Below are 2913 nucleotides of genomic sequence, written 5' to 3'. Positions count from 1 at the left end.
CCCCGCAGCCGCGCCTGCTCGGCGGGGGTCACCCAGCCGATGTTGCGGGAAAAAGCCTGCTCGTAATCGAATGTCAAGCGCAAAATTTAAATGAATGTTACTTTTTCTTGGGCCCCTTGGCAGACGGCGGCGCTTCGCCTAAGCTCGACAACGCACAGGCTTTCTCCCCGGTCGCCGCAGCCCGCGGGCGCAACGTGGATAAGGGAAAACCCGCCCAGGCTAAAATAGCGACGCAATTCGTCTCCTGCAACCATTCGACAAGAGGTGGGTTATGGGCTCGTTCGATCCGTCCGGCATCCTTCGGCATGGGCGCCTGCTCGCGATTGCATTGGCATGGGCCGCGCTGCTCGGCGGCTGCGCCACCCGCTCCGACTTGCCTCCCGCGCCCGCCACGGCGGCCACGCCGGAATATAACTACATCATCGGGCCGCTCGACACTCTCAACGTGGTGGTATGGCGCAACCCCGATTTGTCCACCACCGTGACGGTGCGCCCGGACGGCAAGATCACGGTGCCCTTGGCGGAGGATCTGGTGGCGATCGGCAAGGATTCCACCACCCTCGCCCGGGACATCGAGAAAGCGCTCTCCAAGTACGTGCGCGATCCCGTGGTGACGGTGATGGTGACGGGCTTCATCGGTCCGTTTAGCGAGCAGATCCGGGTGATCGGGGAGGCGGCCAAGCCCCAGGTGCTGCCCTACCGCCAAAAGATGACCCTCCTCGACGTCATGATTGCCGTGGGCGGCATCACCGAGTTCGCCGACGGCAACCGAGCCATCATCCTGCGCACCTCCGAAGGGAACAAGCAATACAGCGTGCGCCTGAACGACTTGCTGAAGGACGGGGACGTGTCGGCCAACGTGGAGGTGAAGCCCGGCGACGTGCTGGTCATCCCCCAAAGCTGGTTCTGATGGCCCGCCCCGCGGCGATCCCGTAGCGCCGCGCGAGCCCGCCGGAAGGCCTCGGAGAGGACAGTGGAACATCTGGTCAAGCAACTTCGTGACATGGCCCGCGGCATGTGGCATCGCCGCTGGTACGGACTGGCGGTGGCGTGGCTGGTGGGCGCCGCGGGCGCAGTTGTCGTCTACGCGATCCCGGACCGGTACGAGGCTTCAGCCCGGGTCTACGTGGACACCGATTCGGTCCTGCGGCCCCTTATGACCGGCATCGCGGTGCAGCGCAACCTGGCGGAGGAGCTGTCCATCCTGAGCCGCATCCTCATCAGCCGACCCAACGTGGAGAAGCTGGTGCGCATGACCGACAGCGACCTGGGCATCAAGTCGCCCCAGGAGCGGGAGAAGCTGATCGACCGAATGATGAATAGCCTCCAGATTCGGGCCGCCCGCCGGGAGGATAACCTCTACACCATCTCCTACCGGGACACCAATCCGGAACAAGCGAAACGGGTGGTCCAGGCGCTGCTTTCCATCTTTCTGGAATCCAGCCTGGGGAACAAGCGCACCGACGCGGAGCAGGCGGAGAAGTTCATCAACGAGCAGATCGCCATCTACGAAAAGCGCTTGCAGGAAGCGGAGAACCGGCTCAAGGAGTTTCGCCTCAAGTACATGGGACTCGGGGCAGGCGGCGACCGGGACTACGTGAGCCAGCTCACCACGCTGAGCGAGGAGCTCGCTCGAGCGCGCGTGGAGCTGCGCGCGGCCGAAGAGTCGCGCGACGCCCTCAAGCGGGAGCTCGCCGGTGAAGAACCGGTGTTCCTGCCCGACGCCGGGGCCGCCACGCCCGCAGAGGCCGGCGCGGTGCCTGAAATCGACGCGCGCCTCGCCACCTTAAAGCAGGCTCTGGACGAGCTGCTACGCCGCTACACAGACCAGCATCCGGACGTGCAGAACACCCGGCGCATCGTCGCCGAGCTGGAGCAGGAAAAGAAGCAGATCCTCGAGGCACGGCGCAGCGCGACAGGGGGACCTTCGACCATGGGCGCCGCCGACCGCAACCCCGTCTACCAGCAGATCAAGGTGTCCCTCGCCGCGGCTGAGGCCAACGTGGCGGCCCTGCGCGCCCGGGTCGCCAATTACGAGGCTCGCTACCGACAGCTGCGGGAGCGGCAGGCGCTCATCCCCCAGATGGAGGCGGAGCTTGCGCGCCTCAACCGGGACTACGAAGTGGAAAAGCGCGCTTACGAAAACCTGGTCGCCCGGCGGGAGCAGGCCGCCATGTCCAAGGAGCTCCAGGGCTCGGGCGGGATCGGGGAATTCCGGGTCATCGACCCGCCCCGGGCCGAATCGAAGCCCGTGGCCCCGAATCGGTCCCTGTTGCTGCCCGTCGTTTTCGTCGGCTCCCTCGGCGCGGGGCTGCTCGCGAGCTTCCTGGTGAGCCAGCTCTTTCCCACGTTCCACGACAGCCGCAAGCTACGGGAGGTCACCCGGCGACCTGTGCTGGGCACCATTTCCCTGTTGCCCAGCCCGGCGCTCACCCGCCAGCGCCGACGCCGCATCGGGGCCTTCGCCGCCGGGCTCGCCGGGCTGGTGGCCTGCTATGCTGTAGGCATCCTATTCACCTTGACCAAAACCCCTCTGCTGTGAGGCCGCTACCGTGAGTATCATCGAACAAGCCGCCAAGCGGCTCGAACAGCTCAAGAAATCCGGCATCCAGGTGCCCGACGGCTTGACCGGGGCCGAGCCCGTGCTGGGACCCATGGGCGGCGAGCCCGCGTCCGAGCCGGAGGCCCTGGCCGGCCGCGAAGGTTTTCCCCATCTCCTGGAAGCCCCCCGGGGCCAGGTGAGCCGCCGGGTGGAAATCGAGCTGGGCCGGATGCGGGCGGCCGGCATGGTGGTGCCCGACACGCCCCAGTCGAAGCTTTCGGACGAGTTTCGAGTCATCAAATGGCCGCTGCTCCAAAACGCCCGGGGCGGCGCGGCCGCGCCGGAGGAGCGGGGCAACCTGATAATGGTGG

General features: G+C 66.4%; 2 protein-coding genes and 1 pseudogene. All 3 read left to right on the top strand.

What is annotated here, in order from left to right; all coding sequences use genetic code 11:
• Positions 1 to 271: 271 nt before the first annotated feature.
• Entirely contained in the window at positions 272 to 910 is a 639-nt protein-coding gene (locus V7Q81_RS15475) for an XrtA/PEP-CTERM system exopolysaccharide export protein (RefSeq protein ID WP_333845111.1), read from the top strand.
• 63 nt (positions 911 to 973) lie between these two features.
• Positions 974 to 2542, top strand: a complete 1569-nt coding sequence (locus V7Q81_RS15470; RefSeq protein ID WP_333845109.1) for an XrtA system polysaccharide chain length determinant — start codon at positions 974 to 976, stop codon at positions 2540 to 2542.
• A gap of 10 nt (positions 2543 to 2552) precedes the next feature.
• Positions 2553 to 2913 (top strand): annotated as a pseudogene (locus tag V7Q81_RS15465) (chromosome partitioning ATPase); the annotation flags it as partial.

This window comes from Pelomicrobium sp. (genome assembly GCF_036803785.1).
Classification (GTDB): domain Bacteria; phylum Pseudomonadota; class Gammaproteobacteria; order Burkholderiales; family UBA6910; genus Pelomicrobium.
The sequence above is the reverse complement of the archived record's forward strand: the minus strand, read 5'-3'. Positions and strand labels throughout refer to the sequence as shown.

Coding starts and splice junctions, on each gene's coding strand:
- V7Q81_RS15475 (WP_333845111.1), top strand. CDS start 272: ATGGGCTCGTTCGATCCGTCCGGCATCCTTCGGCATGGGCGCCTGCTC.